This window comes from Microtetraspora malaysiensis (assembly GCF_001528665.1).
Classification (GTDB): Bacteria; Actinomycetota; Actinomycetes; order Streptosporangiales; family Streptosporangiaceae; genus Microtetraspora_A; species Microtetraspora_A malaysiensis.
In genome coordinates, this window is the sequence record NZ_BBYJ01000005.1 from 46,341 (window position 1) to 60,118 (window position 13,778).

12 protein-coding genes are annotated in these 13,778 nt (G+C 73.5%); 7 read left to right on the top strand and 5 right to left on the bottom strand.

Features of this window, described 5'->3' with window-relative positions:
- The first annotated feature begins 3 nt into the window (after positions 1-3).
- From AWQ71_RS03050 to AWQ71_RS03060, 3 genes are all read left to right on the top strand, one after another.
- Positions 4-372 (top strand): VOC family protein, encoded by a 369-nt coding sequence (locus AWQ71_RS03050; RefSeq protein ID WP_067126330.1) that lies wholly within the window; start codon positions 4-6, stop codon positions 370-372.
- Between the two features lie 61 nt (positions 373-433).
- Entirely contained in the window at positions 434-703 is a 270-nt protein-coding gene (locus AWQ71_RS03055; protein WP_067126333.1) for a metal-sensitive transcriptional regulator, read from the top strand.
- 130 nt (positions 704-833) lie between these two features.
- Positions 834-2,258, top strand: a complete 1,425-nt coding sequence (locus AWQ71_RS03060; RefSeq protein ID WP_067126336.1) for an MBL fold metallo-hydrolase — start codon at positions 834-836, stop codon at positions 2,256-2,258.
- A gap of 18 nt (positions 2,259-2,276) precedes the next feature.
- Here the strand turns inward: AWQ71_RS03060 and AWQ71_RS03065 are convergent, their stop codons facing one another.
- The gene (locus AWQ71_RS03065) at positions 2,277-2,888 is read right to left on the bottom strand and encodes a TetR/AcrR family transcriptional regulator (RefSeq protein WP_067126339.1); all 612 of its coding nucleotides are present in this window, start codon (positions 2,886-2,888) and stop codon (positions 2,277-2,279) included.
- Between the two features lie 64 nt (positions 2,889-2,952).
- On the opposite strand from AWQ71_RS03065, the gene AWQ71_RS03070 reads away from it, so the two are divergent.
- A complete protein-coding gene (locus AWQ71_RS03070; protein WP_067126341.1) occupies positions 2,953-5,076 on the top strand; it encodes a HelD family protein in 2,124 nt (707 codons plus the stop codon).
- Between the two features lie 128 nt (positions 5,077-5,204).
- A complete protein-coding gene (locus tag AWQ71_RS03075; RefSeq protein WP_067127490.1) occupies positions 5,205-5,672 on the top strand; it encodes an NUDIX domain-containing protein in 468 nt (155 codons plus the stop codon).
- Between the two features lie 64 nt (positions 5,673-5,736).
- Here AWQ71_RS03075 and AWQ71_RS03080 read toward each other — a convergent pair whose 3' ends face one another.
- The 3 genes from AWQ71_RS03080 to AWQ71_RS03090 form a co-directional block, all read right to left on the bottom strand.
- Positions 5,737-8,331 carry a collagenase gene (locus AWQ71_RS03080; RefSeq protein WP_245658082.1) on the bottom strand — a complete coding sequence of 865 codons (2,595 nt, stop codon included), beginning with the start codon at positions 8,329-8,331 and terminating at the stop codon, positions 5,737-5,739.
- Positions 8,332-8,684: 353 nt separating this feature from the next.
- On the bottom strand, positions 8,685-9,350 hold the full coding sequence (locus tag AWQ71_RS03085) for a response regulator (RefSeq protein ID WP_067126344.1): 666 nt from the start codon (positions 9,348-9,350) through the stop codon (positions 8,685-8,687).
- Complete coding sequence (locus AWQ71_RS03090) at positions 9,347-10,507, bottom strand: sensor histidine kinase (RefSeq protein ID WP_245658083.1); 1,161 nt, start codon at positions 10,505-10,507, stop codon at positions 9,347-9,349. Before AWQ71_RS03090 ends, AWQ71_RS03085 begins: the two co-directional genes overlap by 4 nt.
- A 121-nt stretch (positions 10,508-10,628) precedes the next feature.
- Here AWQ71_RS03090 and AWQ71_RS03095 point away from each other — a divergent pair, with 121 nt between their 5' ends.
- Positions 10,629-11,753, top strand: a complete 1,125-nt coding sequence (locus tag AWQ71_RS03095) for a DUF418 domain-containing protein (protein WP_084258435.1) — start codon at positions 10,629-10,631, stop codon at positions 11,751-11,753.
- Between the two features lie 33 nt (positions 11,754-11,786).
- On the opposite strand, the gene AWQ71_RS03100 is transcribed toward AWQ71_RS03095, so the two are convergent.
- Positions 11,787-12,575 carry an ATP-binding protein gene (locus AWQ71_RS03100; protein WP_067126346.1) on the bottom strand — a complete coding sequence of 263 codons (789 nt, stop codon included), beginning with the start codon at positions 12,573-12,575 and terminating at the stop codon, positions 11,787-11,789.
- A gap of 225 nt (positions 12,576-12,800) precedes the next feature.
- On the opposite strand from AWQ71_RS03100, the gene AWQ71_RS03105 reads away from it, so the two are divergent.
- Complete coding sequence (locus AWQ71_RS03105; RefSeq protein ID WP_067126349.1) at positions 12,801-13,754, top strand: LysR family transcriptional regulator; 954 nt, start codon at positions 12,801-12,803, stop codon at positions 13,752-13,754.
- The last annotated feature ends 24 nt before the right edge of the window (positions 13,755-13,778 follow it).

Below are 13,778 nucleotides of genomic sequence, written 5' to 3' on the forward strand. Positions count from 1 at the left end.
GTCATGCTGAGGTTCGGATCCGTCGTGCTGGGTGTCTCGGACGTGCCGCGTGCGGCGGCGTTCTGGATGGAGGCGCTGGGCTACGTCCCGCGTGACGAGATGGAGGACGACTGGGTGGTGCTCGTCCCGGCCAAGGAGGCGGGGCCGCACCTGTCACTCGGTCTCAGCGAGACGCCGGTCCAGGAGCACCCGCGGGTCCACCTGGATCTGTACGCCGATGACGCGGCCGAGCAGGTCGCCGAGGTCGAGCGCCTGGTGGCCTTGGGCGCGCGGCGCGTCGACTGGGACCTCTACCCGGACGACCCCGACTTCGTGGGGCTCGCGGACCCCGACGGCAACCGCTTCTGCGTCATCGACACCAGCCGCGGCTGACCGTACGGGCCGGCGTTGGGTGCGATTTGCCTCGACATACCCCTGGGGGTACTTTGAGGCCATGGAGATGAACGAGTCGATGGTCGGCGACGCGGTGACGCGACTCCGGCGGGCGCACGGCCAGCTCGCCGGCGTGATCGCGATGATCGAGGCGGGGGAGGACTGCGCCAAGGTGCTCACCCAGCTCGCCGCCGTCTCCAAGGCGCTCGACCGGGCGGGGTTCAAGATTGTCGCGAGCGGCCTCCGGTGCTGCCAGGCCGCCCAGGAGCGGGGCGAGGAGCCGCCGATGAGCGTCGCCGAGCTGGAGAAGCTGTTCCTGTCCCTGGCCTGAGCTCCGGGGGTGCGCGTCGCCCCCGGTCCGGCCGGGACCTTTTGCTGACTCTCACATACCCCCCGGGTGTATATGAGCCCCATATCTGTCCGAGATACCCCCAGGGGTGTCAATCCCAGTGAGGTGAGCCATGGAGATCGTGTCCTTCCGTACCCCGGGCCTCGGGGACCAGACGTACCTGCTCACGCACGCGGGCAGAGCGGTGCTCGTCGACCCGCAGCGCGACATCGACCGCTTCCTCGACGCGGCCGCCGAGCGGGATGTGCAGCTCCGGTTCGTGCTGGAGACGCACCTGCACAACGACTACGTCTCCGGCGGCGAGCAGGCCGCCGCGCGCACCGGGGCGGAGCTGGTGCTGCCCGCCGCCGCCGCGCCCGCCTACCGGCACACCCCGGCCTTCCACCTGGAGGACATCCCGGCGGAGGACGGGCTGGTGATCCGCCCGATCCACACTCCGGGGCACACGCCCGAGCACACGAGCTATCTGGTCCTGATCGACGGCGAGCCGGTCGCCGTTTTCTCCGGCGGCAGCCTCCTGGTGGCGTCGGCCGGACGGCCCGACCTGCTCGGCCCGGCCCGCGCCCGCACGCTGGCCCGGCTGCAGCACGGCTCGCTCCGCCGGCTGGCCGCGCTTCCGCCCGCGGTGGGGCTGTTCCCGACGCACGGCGAGGGATCGTTCTGCTCGGTGAGCGGGGCGGGCCGGCACACCTCCACGATCGGGGACGAGATCGCCGGCAACCCGATGCTCGCGTACGACGACCCGGACCGGCTGGCCGACGAGCTGCTCGCGGCCCCGCTGCCGATCCCGGCCTTCTACCAGCACCTGGGGCCCGCGAACATGTACGGCGTGCCGCCGATGCCGCCGGTCGCCGTGCCCGAGCTGTCCTTGTCCGAGCTGTCCTTGTCCGAGCTGTCCCCGCTGCCCTCTTCCGGGCCGGCCCGTTCCGTGCCGCGCGCCGGGCGGAACGGCGAGGCGGGGGGCGCCGGCGGCGCGCCGGACGAGCCGGTCGTGGTCGACATCCGGCCCAGGGCCGTCCAGGCCGCGGGATACCTCCCCGGCTCGGTCGGGATCGCGCTCGGCGACGACTTCGGGAGCTGGGCCGGGTGGCTGCTGCCGTACGAGGCGCCGATCGTGCTGGTGGCCGGGCCCGAGCAGGACGTGGCCGAGGCGCGTACGCAGCTCGCGCGGCTCGGCATGGACGCGGTGCGGGGCGTGGTCCGCGACCTCGGGACCGCCGCGACGGCGACGTTCGAGCTGCTCGACCTCGCGGCGTTCGCCGCCCGGTTGGACGAGCCCGGCGCCCAGCTGCTGGACGTGCGGATGCCAAGTGAGCGCGCCGCCGTACGCCTGGAGGGGGCGGTGGAGCGCTTCCTGCCCGACCTGGTCGCGGACGGCGTGCCGGACGGGCTGGACAGGGAGCGGCCGGTGCTGGTCGCGTGCGGCTCCGGCCGCCGCGCCGCGATCGCCGCCACGCTCCTGGCCCGGGAGGGATACCGGGCGGCCGTGCTCGACGGCGCGGGCGTCCCCGACCTCGTCGCCGCCCGCGCGGCGTGACATGCCGCCCGTACGCGCTCAGGTGCTGACGCCGTCGCGAAGCTGGGCGAACGCCCGGTCGGCGGCGGAGACGGCCGAGGGGTGGGCGTCGTCCGCGCTCATTCCCTCGGCGAGCGCCGCCCAGTTGCGGCGGGCGAGCACACGCTGGACCGCGATCACCTGAGCGGCCAGCAGCCGCGCGGTGAGGTCGTCCGCGTCCTCGCCGAGCGCCGCCGCGAGGGCCTCCTCGTCGGCGGCCATGTGGTGGAACAGGCGGGCCAACAGGGAGGGCGTGGAGAAGACCATCCGGTGGTATCCGATGACCTCGGGGTCGTCGTTCAGCCCGGTGACCGGGTCACGCCGCGCGAGGCCGTCGAGGAAGTGCGCGTGGAGCGCGGCCAGCGGGTCCACCCCGGGCGCGCGGTGCCGTACGACCCGGGCAGCCTCGCCCCTGTGGTCGGCGATGCGGTGCAGGACGAGGTCTTCCTTGGTCGCGAAGTATTTGAACAGCGTGGGCTTGGACACCTCCGCCGCCGCGGCGACCTCGGCGACGGACACCTCGTCGAAGCCGCGCTCCAGGAACAACGAGATCGCCGCCGCGGAGATCGCGTCGTGGGTCCGCTGCCGCTTCAGCCGCCGAAGTCCTGTCACGCCGCCAGCATAGCAACCAGTTAACTCGGTTAATCTATTAACTCGGTTAACTTAAGGTGGTGGGATGAACGGACTCGACGAGGAGAAGGCGTACGCCGCGCGTTGCGACGAGGGGCTGCGCGCGATGTTGGACGGCGCCCGGCTGAACGTCGTCATCGGTGAACAGGTGGCGGGCGACCGGTACAGCGCCGAGCGGCTCGGGCGCCACCTGAAAAGCCTGGCCAAGGAGCTGACCGAGGAGCCCGGCGGCCCGCCGTTCTTCGGCCGACTGGAGTTCGGCTCGGGCGCGGACGCGGGCGACCACCGGGGCCGGCGCTACTACATGGGCCGACGGCACATCTCCGGCGGGCCGGGCGAGCCGCCCATGGTGATCGACTGGCGCGCGCCGGTGGCGCGGGCGTTCTACCGGGCCGGCGCGGGCGCCACCTTCGGCATCGCGGTACGCCGCAGGTTCGGCTGGGCGGAGCGCGAGCTGACCGGATACGAGGACGAGCACCTCGACCGGGGCGAGGACACGGGGGCCGCGAGCCGGATCGTCGCGGCGGAGATCGAACGCCCCCGCGTCGGTCCCATGCGCGACATCGTGGCCACCATCCAGCCCGAGCAGGACGAGCTGGTACGGGCCGAGCTGGAGGAGTCGATCTGCGTCCAGGGCGCGCCCGGAACCGGAAAGACCGCCGTCGGCCTGCACCGCGCCGCGTACCTGCTGTACGCGCATCGGCAGCGGCTCTCCCGGTCGGGGGTCCTCGTGCTCGGGCCGAACCCCGCGTTCCTCCACTACATCTCGGCGGTGCTGCCCGTGCTCGGTGAGGTGGACGTCGAGCAGACCACCATGGAGCGCCTGCTGGCCCGCGAGGCGGCGCCGGCCCGGACCCGCGCCCGGACAACAGCCGGGGAGGCCAAGGGGGAAGCCAAGCAGGACATCAAGGCGGACATCAACGGCTACGCCGAGGACGACGCCGCGGCGGCCGCCGTCAAGCACGACGTCCGCATGGCGGCCGTCCTGCGCCGGGCCCTGTACGCGCGGGTGCGCCGGCCCGAGGGGCCGGCCACAGTGACCGACGGCTCCTACCGGTGGCGGGTGCCGGAGGAGGAACTGCGCCGCATCGTGGACGACACCCGCCGCGAGGCCGCGCCGTACGCGGTGGGACGCGAGCGCGTCATCGCCCGGGTCGTCGCCGCGCTGGGACGGCAGGCCGAGGCGCGCGGCCGGAACCTCGACGGGGTCTGGACCCGCCGGACGTCCCGCGCCGCGACGCCGTTCGTCGACGCGGTGTGGCCGGACGTGCGGCCCGAGGAGGTGGTCGCCGGGGTGCTCGGCGACCCGGAGGCGCTGGCGCGGGCGGCGGACGGCGTCCTGACGCCGGAGGAGCGGGCGGCGATCCTGTGGGCGAGGCCGCCGCGCACGTACCGGAGCGCCCGGTGGTCGGCCGCCGACCTGGTGCTCCTCGACGAGGTCGCCGGCCTGCTGCGGCGCGCGCCCGGGTACGGCCACGTCATCGTCGACGAGGCGCAGGACCTGTCGGCGATGCAGTGCCGTGTCGTCGCGCGCCGGAGCGAGTACGGCTCGATCACCGTGCTCGGCGACCTCGCGCAGGGGACGACGCCGTGGGCGGCCCGCGACTGGCGTGACCTGCTCGGGCACCTGGGCAAGCCGGAGGCGCGGGTGATCGCGCTGACGACCGGATTCCGGGTCCCCGGCGCGGTCGCGCGGCTCGCCAACCACCTGCTGGACGTCCTGGACGTGGACGTGCCGCCGACCCGCTCCTTCCGCGCCGACGGCCGGGTCCACGTGACGCGGACGCCCGACCTGCCGCGCGCGACTCTGGACGCCGTACGCGAGGCGCTGCGGCACGACGGGTCGATCGCGGTGATCGCGCCGGGCGGAGCGGTGGACGCGCTCGCCGCCACATTGCGGGAGGGCCTGCCGGGCGAGGCCGTCGGCGCGCTGACCGCCTCGCCCGGTGAGCCGGCGGACGGCCCCACCCGGGTCACGGTGCTGCCCGCGTCACTGGCCAAGGGCCTGGAGTACGACCACGTGGTCGTGGCCGAGCCCGCCGACATCGTCGAGGGTGAGGAGCGCGGGCTCAACCGGCTCTACGTGGTGCTGACGCGCGCCGTGTCGCGCCTGGACGTGCTGCACGCGCGTCCGCTGCCGGCCGGCTTCCCGGAGCCGGCCGGCCGCTGACCCGCGATCCGCGACCCGCGACCCGGCACCGGCCGCGACTCGGGAATCGCGGCGGTTGGAAATCCGGCGGCGGTTGCGCCATCGTGGACGGACTCGCGATCATCAGCACACCGCCCCGGGGGGACGACGTGAAGAGGCTCATCGCCCGCCTGTGGCGGGCCATCCGCGGCCCGATGCAGTGGCGTCTGCTGTGGCTCGCGCACGCCACGTTCATGGTCGGCGTCACCGGGATCGTCCGCGACTCCGAGGGGCGGGTGCTGCTGTTGAAGCACCGCCTGTGGCCGGAGGGCCGCCAGTGGGGCCTGCCGTCCGGGTACGCGAAGCGGTCGGAGACGTTCGAGGACACGGTCGCCCGCGAGGTGCGCGAGGAGACCGGGCTGGAGGTCCGCGCGCACCGGCTCGTCCTGCTCAAGAGTGGCTTCCGGCTGCGGCTGGAGGTGGCCTACGAGGCCGAGTTCCTCGGTGGCACGCTCAGGACCGACGGCTTCGAGATCCTGGAGGCCGGGTGGTTCTCGCCCGACGACCTCCCGGAAGAGCTGCAGGAGGGGCACCGCCTGCTGATCCGGGGGGAGACCGCCCGTCCCGCCACGCCGTGAGGGCCGGGACCGGACGCGAGGTCCGGTCCCGGCCGAGGTGATCGTCACGGAACGGCGGCGGGCGTCAGTACTCGACCTGCACCGAGGCCCCGGAGAAGGCCTGGGCGGCGTACAGACTGACGTAGTGGTAGCCGGCCGCCGGGTTGGCCACCGTCAGGGTCTCGTCGTTGCCGGACCCGGCCGACCGCTGCGTGTACGCCGACGTCGTGGCCCACGAGCCGGCGCTGTAGTAGAGGTCGGCGTTCCCGGTGCCGCCCGACGACGTGATGACGAGCCGGGCCGTGCCGGCCGGGACGTACAGGAAGAAGTAGGCGTAGTTCCCGGCGGTCGCGGAGACGCCGCTCCGCCGGCAGTTCTTGCCCAGCTCCCGGGTGTCGGCGGAGGTGCACTCCGGCATGGACTGCCCGGAGGACACGGCCACCTGCCGGGTGGTCGTGCCGGTCGCACCGCCGTTGTCGGTGACGGTCAGCGTCACCGGGTACGTGCCGGCCGCGCCGTACGTGTGCGAGGGGTTGGCCGAGGTGGACGACGAGCCGTCACCGAAGTCCCAGCGGCGCGCGGTGATCGTGCCGTCGGGGTCGGTGGAGGCGTCGGTGAAGTTCACGGCGAGGCCGTTCACGCTGAACGTGAACGCGGCCTGCGGCGCCTGGTTGCCGCCGTTCCCGCCGCCCGCGCAGGCCCCGGACGCGCACGCGGCCAGCCACGTTTGCCAGTCGGCGTCGTAGCGGGCGCCGATCGTGCCGGTGAGGAAGGCGCGGGCGCCGTTCCAGTCGCCGGTCCGGTAGCGGCCGAGGACGGTCGCGACGTCAGCGGGGTGCTTTTCGAACATGTACCGGACCGCGAGGTAGCCCCAGCGGTAGACGCGCGTGGTGTCGTGGGAGTAGGTGGTGTCCCACAGCGTGCTCAGCGCGTACGTCCGCTTCGCCGCCTCGGCGATCGCGGCGTCGTAGACGACGTTCCGGTAGGAGTAGGAGACGTACTCGGCGAAGCCCTCGATCCACCAGATGGTCGGGGTGGTGACGCCGGCCCCGAAGTCGCCGTACATGTCGAACCGGCCGTCGAGGTAGTGGGTGTACTCGTGGTTGAGGTTCCAGATCTGGAACGCGGGACGCACCCACTCGGCCTCGTAGGCGATGAAGCGGGGCTGGTTGCCGGCGGCGGCCGGGTCGCCCTCCAGGTACATCCCGCCGTTGTCGGTGTCGATGCCGAAGATCGCCCCCGCGTAGGTCTGGTAGTCGGTGCTCGAATCGAACACGCAGACCTCGATCGTCGTGTTGTTGTCGTTCGCGACCGGGCCACTGTCCTTGACGAGGTTGTGGAAGTACGCGTCCTGGGCGGTGAGGCTGGCGCAGGAGTCGGCGAGCTGCGCCGCCGTCATGTCCTGGGCGCGGACCTTGATGCTCGGCCCGCAGTCGTAGGTGATGGACAGGACGGTCGCGGCGAGGCGGGCCTGCAGGTCGCAGGTGCCGTAGGAGGAGCAGTTCGCCTTGTCGTAGCTGTCGGTCATCTCGGCCACGCCCACCCACAGCGGTGCGGTCGGCCCGGTCATGGAGCTGCGCTGGAGGAGGTTCGTGGCCAGGGGCCGCACCGTGGCCCGCAGCGTCGCGTGCTGGAGGAAGCGGCCCAGCTCCCGGCCCGCGTTCGAGGTCAGGTACGCGCTGTCGGTGCCGAGCAGGTTGAGATGGTTCGTCGCGAACGCGTTCAGCGTGTCCAGCACGCTGGGGTCCGCCTGGACGGCGGTGACGAACGCCGGGACCTGGTGCCCGCGGAAGAGCACCGTGTAGACGTTGTTGACCGCGGTCAGCATCCACCAGTACGCGTCGTAGGCGCCGGTGTAGCCGTTCAGCAGCCGCTTCACCACGGAGAGGTAGCGGTCGTTCTCCTCGGCGCTGTCGATCAGCGTGACGGCCTCGGCGAGCACCTCGCCGTTGGCGTCGCTGACCGTCGAGGACCGGGAGTTCGCGAAGAACGCGTCCAGCCCGGACTGGATCGCCGTCTTCAGCGCGGGCCCGTACGCGCCCACGGTCGAGGGGTAGTACCAGTGCACGTAGTAGCCCGCGCGCAGGTAGAGCACGAGCTGGGCGGTGCCGGTGGTGTTGTCGCCGGGATAGGAGGCCGCGTTGTCGCGCAGGCCGTAGGCGACGCTCGCCATCTGCGACTCGCGGAACGCGGCGGCCGCGTCGGAGCCGGTCAGCATGAAGAGCGTGTTGACGCACTCCGTGGTGGACGACTTGATCTGCTGGACGAGCGCGCTTCCGGTCCGGCTGGTGAAGTCGCTCACGTTGCACGCGGCGGCCGCCCCGGCCCGCGCGGCGGACGTCGCCTTCTCCTTCGCGGACGGGCGCGGGTGCGCCGGGGCGGGATCGGGCCGGTCGTAGTCGCGCCGCAGCCGTTCGGTGGAGGAGGGGAGCGGCGCCCGCTCGTCGACCGGGAGCGGGGAGCGCCGGACGTGATCGGCGCTGTCGGCGCCGTCGTTTCTGAGCAGCGGCGGGGCGGGGGGCGGCGTTTTGCCCGCCGAAACGGTCGTCGCCGGTGCTTCGGCGACGGCGACGGCGGCGGCTGCCGGCTGGAGGACGAGCCCCAGACCGAGGACGGGGGTGAGAACGAGCGCGGCCAGTGTCGGCCTTCTGCGTGCGCGCAGGGGTGGGGTGACTCCCACGTGCGACCTCCGGGGGGGTGTCGAGGAACGAGCGTGAGGTTGGATGTGGCGGGGGGACGTTGCGGCGGCCCCGGGACGTGAGGGGACGCGAGGGGACGCGGCGGGGTTCTGCTGCGGGCGGCCAGGTGGCTCCGGGGGATTCACCGCCGGAGGATCGAAGGGGTGTGCCGCCCGTAGTTTGATGACGAAATCAAACCAGCGGCCATAACCGGAGGCATAAGTCTCCGTTATGGCCGGGTTACGGCTCGGGCCGCGGCGGTTCCCGTGCGTTCGGCGGCCTGACCTGCGGCGGGAGCGGATCGGTGTGGCCCGTTCCAGGGGGCGCCGCCCGGTCCCCGGCATACGTCCCGGCGCTACATCGGCCCGATCAGGTGATGCTCCCAGGCCCAGGCGGCGATCTCGACCCGGTTGCGCACCGTGAGCTTGGCCTGGATGGCGGACACGTGGCTCTTGACCGTGCTCAGCGAGATGAACAGCTCGGCGGCGATCTCCTGGTTCGTCCGGCCCCGGGCGATCGCCCGGACGACCTCGATCTCCCGGTCGGACAGCGGCCGGTCGGGCGCGGCCGATCTCGCCGCGCCGGGGGCCGGGCCGGCGGTCAGATGGCGCAGCAGCCGGACGGTGACCGACGGGGAGACCAGGGCGTCGCCGGCGTGCGCCGCCCGCACGGCCTCGACCAGCAGCGCGGGGCCCGCGTCCTTCAGGAGGAAGCCGGCCGCGCCGCCGCGCAGCGCGCCGTAGACGTACTCGTCGAGGTCGAAGGTGGTGACCACGACGACCCGGAGCGGGTCGGCGACGCCGGGGCCGGCCAGCGCGCGGGTGACGTCGATGCCGTCCAGACGCGGCATCCGTATGTCCACCAGGCACACGTCCGGGCGCAGCCGCCGGGCCAGCTCGACCGCCTCGGCGCCGTCCGCGGCCTCCGCGACCACGCTGATGTCGGGCTGGTCCTCCAGAATGAGCCGCAGGCCGCCGCGGACCATCGCCTGGTCGTCCGCCAGCAGAACCCTGATGGTCATCGCCGCTCCCGCGTCGGGACGGGCAGGGTGGCGCACACGGACCAGCCGGCGTCCTCGCGCGGTCCGGCGCGCAGCGTCCCGCCGAGCGCCTCGAGGCGCTCCCGCATCCCGACGAGGCCGTACCCGCGGCGACGGGGGGACCGGGCGGACGAACGCGGCGCGTCGTCGGTGACCTCGACGGTCACGGCGTCCCGATCTTGCGCGATGCCGACCGTGACGGTGCGGGACTGCGGGGCGTGGCGGGCGATGTTGGTCAGCGACTCCCGGACGACCCGGTAGACGGTGCTCGTCACCTCGGGCGGCCAGGCCGCCGCCTCGTCGTCGTCCGGCAGCCGCAGGCGCACCGTCCGGCCGTCGGCCCCGCCGAAGCGTTCGACCAGATCCTCCAGACGCTCGGGGGAGCGGGTCGCGGGGTCCGCGCCGTCGGCGTCCCGCAGCAGGCCGACGACGCGGCGCATCGCGGCGAGTGCCTCGGAGCCGGCGGCCTCGATGCCCGCGAGCGAGGCGTCCACCTGCTCGGGGCGCTTGCGCGCCACGAGCTGGGCCGCCTGCGCCTGGAGCACGATGCCGGTGACGTGATGGGCGACCACGTCGTGCAGTTCCCTGGCCAGCGCCAGGCGCTCGTCGCGGCGCACCTTGTCCGCCGCCGCTCTCCGGCGGGCGGCGAGCAGCCGCGGCGGCGGCCCGGCCGCGACCGCGGCGAGCCATCCCGCGCCGTTCAGCATCGTGACCGCCGGGACGCCGAAGGCGAGCGTACGAGCGCTGAACAGGCTCGCGGCGACCACCGCCAGTCCGCCCGCCGCGATCGCGCCCGCCGAGCGGGCCGGGAGCGTCCTGACCGCGGAACCGACGAGCACGGACAGGCCGAGGGCCATGGCGGGGCCGGGCTCGGCGGGCAGACCGCCGAACAGGGCGGCCGGGATCGCGACCGCCGCCACGGCCAGCCCGGCGATCGCCGCCCACGCCCGCTCACGCCGGCGCAGCAGCGCGATCAGGCACACCACCGCCCCGGCGACGCAGCCGAACTGCCAGTAGCCGCTTCCCCAGCTCTCCGCGATCCGGGACGCCCAGAACGCGAGCACCGCGGCGAAGACGACCGCGAGCCCGATGTCGGACGCGTTCCTGGCCCGCCCGGCCAGCCACTCGGGAACGTTCACAAGCGTCGAGGCTACGAGATGATCATCGGTCGGCCGTACCGGCCGAAAGTACGATCCCGGGGCGGAGAACCGCCCTTTCGGCCGGTGCCGCCACCGGGCCGCGGTCCCCAGGATGAGCGCCATGTCACATACAGATCGTTCTTCGAGCATCCGGATCGAAGGGAGCGGCGCTCACAGCGGCGGGCGTCCGGCGGACCCCGTCCGCGCCGGCGTACAGGACGGCCCCGCGCCCGCCCCTTCCGGCGCCTCACCCGGTGCTTCTCCCGGGCGTCCCCGGATCGCCGCGCTCGACGTCGTACGCGGGGTCGCCCTGTGCGGGATCCTGCTCGCCAACGTCCAGCCGATCGCGAGCGTCGTCGACCTCCTCTCGCCCGGTTCGGCGGGCGGCCCGGCGGAGGAGTGGATGGGCCTACTCGTCGAGCAGCGCTTCTTCCCGATCTTCTCCCTGCTGTTCGGGATCGGGTTCTCCCTGCTGCTGGAGTCGGCAGGGGGCCGCGTCGCCCATCCGCGCCGGCTCCTGCTGCGCCGGCTCCTGATCCTGCTCGCGATGGGCGTGGCGCACTTCCTGCTGCTGTGGCGGGGCGACATCCTGAGCACCTACGCCGTGATGGGCCTGCTGGTGCTGCTGCCCTCGACCTGGCTGCCCCGATGGGCCGTGGCCGCCCTTTCTCCCGTGTTCTTCGTGGCGTCGTGGGTCATGCACGGCGACCGATTCCTGCTGATCGCGGGGCTGTTCCTGCTGGGCTCGGCGCTGACCCGGTACGGGGTGGTCGACCGGATCGAGCGGTCGACCCGGGTGCCCGCCGCGCTCGGCCTGGTCTTCGCGGTCACGGCGGCGCCCGCCCTCTGGTGGCAGATCACGTCGCGGACCGACGGCACGCGCGGCCTGTGGTCCTCCGCCCTCTCCGTGTCCGGGACGCTGCTCGCGGGCCTGTACGTGTGCGCGATCCTCGTCCTGCTCCGGACGCCGCTGCGGGCCGCGCTGCAGGTCGTCTTCGCGCCGCTCGGCCGGATGGCGCTGACCAACTACCTGACCGCCACGGTCCTCGTCCTGGTGGCCGCTCGGCTGTTCGGCGTGCCGGTCGGCCGGTCGTGGACCGCGATGTTCCTGACCGCGGGCGTCATCCTCGCGCTCCAGTGGGCGTGGTCCACCCTCTGGCTGCGCCGGTACCGCTTCGGCCCCCTTGAGTGGCTCTGGCGCTGGGCCACCTGGGGCCGCCGCCCGCCCCTGCGCGTCCTTTCGTAGGGGGCACGCGGCGGGCCTGTCACAGGGAGCAGGTCACAGGGAGCAGACCGTCGTGCGCTCCTCGGCGTGCCGGACGATCCGCTCGACGACCTCGATCACGTCCGAGGCGGGAAGCCGGACGCCCTCGCCGTCGAGCAGCCGGTAGGAGATCCACTCCTCGCGCACCCACACCTGCCACGCGCCCCGCTCCTGCCGCAGGCTCCCGTCGCAGGACAGGTGCGCGCGCAGGCCGCGGGCGGCGAGCAGCGCCTGGATCCGCTCGGCGGACCGGCGGCGTGACCACGGCCGGGGCCGTACCGGGGGGAGGCGCGGGGCGCGCTCCGGGACCGGGGCGGCGAGCGGGACCGGGAGCGGAACGGTGAAGAACACCGCCTTTCCCAGCGCGGGCGACGCTCCGAGGCGGCCGCGGGTCGGGTGGACGCCCCAGCGCCCACCGTGCTCGGCGGTCAGCGCGTCCACCAGGTGCAGGCCGCGCCCGCCGGTGGAGTCCGTGGGCGGCGACTGCGGCGGGCGGCGCGGCGGCCCCTTCCACACCACGGGGTCGAACACCTTGAACACGATCTCCGGTCCGGCGTGCCGCCGCAGGTAGGCCCACATCTCCGGGCGCCCCCCGCCGGAAGGCGTGGTCCGGTACGCGTGCAGGAGGGCGTTGGTGGCGAGCTCCGAGGCGATCAGCGTGACGTCGCAGGTGACGTCGCGCGGCAGGCGGAACTCGCGGCACAGGGCGCGCGCGATCGACCGGGCGAACTCGGCGCAGGTCGCGTCCAGCGGCAACGGCCACGCCGGGAAGCCGCCGTCGCTCAGCCTCGTCGAGATGTCCATGACACGTTTCCGGTGCGGACGTCACCTCTGATCGACATCATGTTGGGCTCCTTTGCGCTGTTCCCGGCGAGAGCCGTACCGCGAGCGGTGCGGCCGGAATCGGCGGGCCGGTGGTGGGGGCGGGGCGAGACGGTGGTGGGCAGGTGGCGGGCGAAGGGAGAGACAGCCGGAAGTTTGTCCCGAGAATCAAGCCGCTGGCTATTCATTGCCGCATAATTTCCCGTTATGGATCTCGATATCCGGCATCTCCGAATGATCTGTGCGATAGCGGAATCGGGCAGCCTGACCAGGGCGGCGGCCCAGGTGGGGCTCTCCCAGCCGGCCATGACGAACCTGCTGCGCCGGGTCGAGACCCTCATCGGGGGCGAGCTCTTCGTCCGCAGCCGCACCGGGGTGGAGCCGACGCCGCTCGGCAACCAGGTCATCGCCCGCGCCCGGATCGTCCTGTCCGAGGTCGACGCGCTGTTCGGCGACCTGCTCGGGCCGTCCGAGGCCGGATCGCTGCGGCTGGGCTCGGTCCACGTCGGCTGCGTGGGCACCATCGTCAACCGGGTCGGCGACGTCCTGCCCGGACGTGAGATCTCACTACGCATCGAGCCCTCCGCGGTGCTGCTGGCCGAGGCGCTCACGCACGGGCGGCTCGACGCGGCGCTGCTCGGCGTCATCGAAGGGTTCGACGTCAGCCTGGCGCCGCCGGTCGTCAGCCGGACGCTGGTCCCCAGGTATCCGATATTCGTCGCGCTGTCGGCGGCGCACCCGCTCGCCGGAAACGAGGAGATCCGGCTGGCCGACCTCAGGGACGAGGCGTGGATCAGCCCGCCGGGAGCCGACGACGGCTCCCTCGCCGCGCTGCGGGCCTCGTGCCGGGCGGCCGGCTTCGAGCCCGACGTGCGCTTCGAGGCGCCGAGCGGCGCCGCCCGCCCCCTGGTGGCGGACGGGCACGGCGTGCGGCTGGTCGATCCCTGCTGGCCCGCGCCGGCGGGCACCGCCGTACGGCCGCTCGCGGGGGAGCCGCAGATGGCACGGCTGCTCGTCGCGTGGCGCAGGGACCGCCTGGGCGACGCGGCCGCCGGGGCGCTCTATCGCGGCCTGGCCGCGGCGTTCATCGACCATGTGCACGACAACCCTGTCTTCGGACGCTGGTGGGAGGCACACCCCGAAGTGCATCCACTGGTGTGAGACCCGGTGCTCTGGATCCTGTGA

Bases quoted from the DNA above. Each gene is read 5' to 3' on its own strand.
- AWQ71_RS03050 (WP_067126330.1), top strand. From the start codon at position 4: ATGCTGAGGTTCGGATCCGTCGTGCTGGGTGTCTCGGACGTGCCGCGT.
- AWQ71_RS03055 (WP_067126333.1), top strand. From the start codon at position 434: ATGGAGATGAACGAGTCGATGGTCGGCGACGCGGTGACGCGACTCCGG.
- AWQ71_RS03060 (WP_067126336.1), top strand. From the start codon at position 834: ATGGAGATCGTGTCCTTCCGTACCCCGGGCCTCGGGGACCAGACGTAC.
- AWQ71_RS03070 (WP_067126341.1), top strand. From the start codon at position 2,953: ATGAACGGACTCGACGAGGAGAAGGCGTACGCCGCGCGTTGCGACGAG.
- AWQ71_RS03085 (WP_067126344.1), bottom strand. From the start codon at position 9,350: ATGACCATCAGGGTTCTGCTGGCGGACGACCAGGCGATGGTCCGCGGC.
- AWQ71_RS03095 (WP_084258435.1), top strand. From the start codon at position 10,629: ATGTCACATACAGATCGTTCTTCGAGCATCCGGATCGAAGGGAGCGGC.
- AWQ71_RS03100 (WP_067126346.1), bottom strand. From the start codon at position 12,575: ATGGACATCTCGACGAGGCTGAGCGACGGCGGCTTCCCGGCGTGGCCG.
- AWQ71_RS03105 (WP_067126349.1), top strand. From the start codon at position 12,801: ATGGATCTCGATATCCGGCATCTCCGAATGATCTGTGCGATAGCGGAA.